Below are 3165 nucleotides of genomic sequence, written 5' to 3' on the forward strand. Positions count from 1 at the left end.
GTCTTGCAAGTATATTTTGGGCGAATGTGGCGGTGGACGAAGAACTTAGCAGGTTCAACACCCAACTGTTCGCTCACATCCTCGCCGATTTTAACCAGATGATGGCCACATTGATTGCATTGGCAAGATTCTGGTTTATGACGGTGCTCTATTCGTGGCAGATGATCCGGCAATGGCTGTCGGCCTGCACGAGAACGTGGTGATTTTATCTGAGCTACTTTCGCTGGCGTATCAAGTTGTTCGATTTCTGCATTCACCGCCGCCAAATCAGATTGCAGTGTTTCTTCAAACAAGTCAGGATGCGTTGATGACAGCGACTCGCTCGTTTTGCCAAATCGGATGCGACGTAAATAGGCTAACTCCATGGTCAGCGCTTGGATCTTGAGTGCCTGAGATTGAACCTCTTTTTGCGATTGTTCAAGCAGCATTTGAACCTGAACCCTGGTGTCTGGATCAAGGTTCAAATGATCTAATTGAGCAAGCGTTTTCATGGGGTTTATTTTACCACAAACACCGCCGTATGACTGATGAATAAAGGATTTAAGCTGCCACTCTAAACCTCTAAATGCGCCGGTGGTAACGCCGATAATCGCTGCCAATTAACACCTGCTATCAACCAATTCCATTGTGCTTGCGTTAACTCAAAACTGCACTCATTTAACTTCGGCCAAACAAATTTACCTTGATGCAAACGACGCTGACACAACCACACGCCTGTACCATCCCACAGCAACACTTTGATTCGATTATTCGCGCGATTGCAGAATACAAAAGCTGATCCTGCGCAGGGTCTTTGCTGCAAAGACTGCTGCGCCTCCCTTGAAGTGGACCCGGAAAGTTGGACAGTTAGCTTAGGAGCTATTTTCCCATTTATTAACCTGCCTTTGGCAGCCTGATAAATTCATAATAGACCTGATCCGGTGCTGCTTTCAAGGTCTGATGTTTCCGGTTTTCATTATAAAACCGGAAGTATTTTGCCAGCGATTGCCTGGCTTCAGATGCTGATTCATAAGCATTGAGATAAACCTCCTCGTATTTTACGCTGCGCCACAAGCGCTCGACAAACACATTGTCTCTCCAGGCACCCTTGCCATCCATGCTGATATTAATGTTGTGATCCTTCAATACATTGGTAAAGGCCTCACTGGTATACTGCGAGCCCTGATCCGTGTTGAATATATCCGGTGTCCCATAGCGGTAAATCGCTTCCTCAAGTGCATCAACACAAAAACTAGCATCCAGACTGTTAGATACACGCCAACTGAGCACCTTGCGACTATACCAGTCCATGATAACTGTGAGATAAAGAAAGCCGGCTGCCATCGGTATGTAGGTCACATCACTTGCCCAAACCTGGTTGGCACGATTGATATCCAGGTTACGCAGCAGATACGGATATATCTTGTGCTGTGGATGTGGTTTCGAGGTCTTCGGTCCGGGATGGATCGCTTGTATGCCCATAAGCTGCATTAAGCGCTGTATACGTTTGCGGCCTGTTTTGTGTCCTTGCGCTGCCAGTGCGTCTACAATACGCCGGGAACCAAGATAGGGTTTCCCCAGATGAATTTTGTCAATCAAACGCATGAGCATTTGGTCTGACTCGAGTACGGGTTGTTGTTGATAATAACTGCTCGACCTTGGTATACCCAACAATTCACAGCGACGCGTCCTGGATAACAAATGTTTCTTCTGAGCCATGTCTTTTCTCCGTGCCCGGTCTAACGACCGAGCACTTTGGACAAAAAATCATTCTCCATGGTCAACTGACCAATTTTCGCTTGTAAAGACTGAATTTCAGATTCCCGATCCGGCGCCAGCCCCTTACCCGACGCAAATACTTCGCTGCTTTGTTCAAGCAGCAGTTTCTTCCATTTCACAATCAGATTGCTGTTGATCCCATATTGCTGAGATAGCTCAGTCAGTGTCTGATCGCCCTTGATCGCCGCCAATGCAACTTTTGATTTGAATTCCGGTGAATGATTTCTGCGTTTCTTGCTCATTTTCTGTATTCCTCTATCTAATAAAAAATAATCATACAGAAAATAACTCCTTAGCTTCGTCCTTCTGGTGACCAACTATTGGGGGCCACTTCTTACCACCGCTAGCCAGACCGGCTTCATGAAATTTGTGTACGGCATCTCGACTGTCTGCTGCAAATCCGATAGTTCCACCATTTGCACTGCAAGCAGATTCACCATTTGAAGGTGTGAGAACCACAAATTCAAACGTTTCCAAACCATACATCATGGCCGTGTCGTGAAGCTTGCCAAGGTTGTTGATACCTAACGGCTTTAGTGTCGCATCGTAAAATGTAACGGCTGCGTCGAAATTGTTGGTCCCTAAAGTCACGTGTGTGAAAATTGCCATGATAGATTCCTTAATTGAAGTGTTGTTTAACGCTTAGCGCGTAATATGTGAAGTGGAAACAGGTGCAACATTACAACAAATAACTGTTGTTAGGTTGCATACTAGTCAATAAATTAAATTCCTAGCTATTCGTAAAAGATAGAAGAACTACACCCAATGATGTTGTTATCAGGATGAGGAACAAAGGGAATTGTACCTGTAGCCAAGTGGATGAAATAATCGTCAAATTCATCAGGTACTTTTGGTCCGCTTGCGTGTGATGACTAACAAGTGATAAATATAACTAATAGGACAGCTAAGTAACGAATTGCAATAGATTGAAAATAGCGCATGTTTTTTCCTTAATGAATTTGTTGTCTTTTACAGAAGTGAGCGTCTCACGTCAACCGCACCGAGCGGGTTTGGATATGCAGGCTACGAATCAAGATTCGAATCTAGAATTTGCCATGAACAGGCGCCAAAATTCATATATCTGTTTAATAATTTGTGATTATGGAACCAAAAAATTGATCATCTGATCGTTTCCCAGCACACTTGACCGCCAATCCGACCTCCTGTACATTTTTCATTCGATGAAAAAGGGCATTAATTTTTCCTATCTTCCAATCTTTAAAAGCCTAATTTATAGTCGCTCGCGTTGATTACAATCAGCACGGGCACAATGGAGCTGTAACAAAATGTCAATTGACGATCTCGAGATCGCGGTTCTTGTGCCGTGCTACAACGAAGAAGTTACTATTAAAAAAGTGGTCGAGGACTACCACCGACAACTGCCGTACGCGACTATCTATGTCTATG

3 protein-coding genes and 1 pseudogene are annotated in these 3165 nt (G+C 44.4%); all 4 read right to left on the minus strand.

Annotated elements, in window-relative coordinates; translation table 11 throughout:
- Positions 1–410 (minus strand): annotated as a pseudogene (locus Q0688_RS22275) (IS66 family transposase zinc-finger binding domain-containing protein); the annotation flags it as partial.
- Positions 411–553: 143 nt separating this feature from the next.
- Complete coding sequence (gene tnpB, locus Q0688_RS22280; RefSeq protein WP_367179828.1) at positions 554–901, minus strand: IS66 family insertion sequence element accessory protein TnpB; 348 nt, start codon at positions 899–901, stop codon at positions 554–556.
- Positions 874–2000 (minus strand): IS3 family transposase gene (locus Q0688_RS22285; RefSeq protein WP_299082547.1). Its coding sequence is split into 2 segments (ribosomal slippage): positions 874–1733 and positions 1733–2000, totalling 1128 coding nucleotides; the frame shifts between segments, so codons are not numbered across the junction. Before Q0688_RS22285 ends, tnpB begins: the two co-directional genes overlap by 28 nt.
- 31 nt (positions 2001–2031) lie before the next feature.
- Complete coding sequence (locus Q0688_RS22290; protein WP_299082548.1) at positions 2032–2367, minus strand: VOC family protein; 336 nt, start codon at positions 2365–2367, stop codon at positions 2032–2034.
- Between the last annotated feature and the right edge of the window lie 798 nt (positions 2368–3165).

Origin of the sequence: uncultured Paraglaciecola sp. (assembly GCF_937123705.1) — a bacterium.
Classification (GTDB): domain Bacteria; phylum Pseudomonadota; class Gammaproteobacteria; order Enterobacterales; family Alteromonadaceae; genus Paraglaciecola.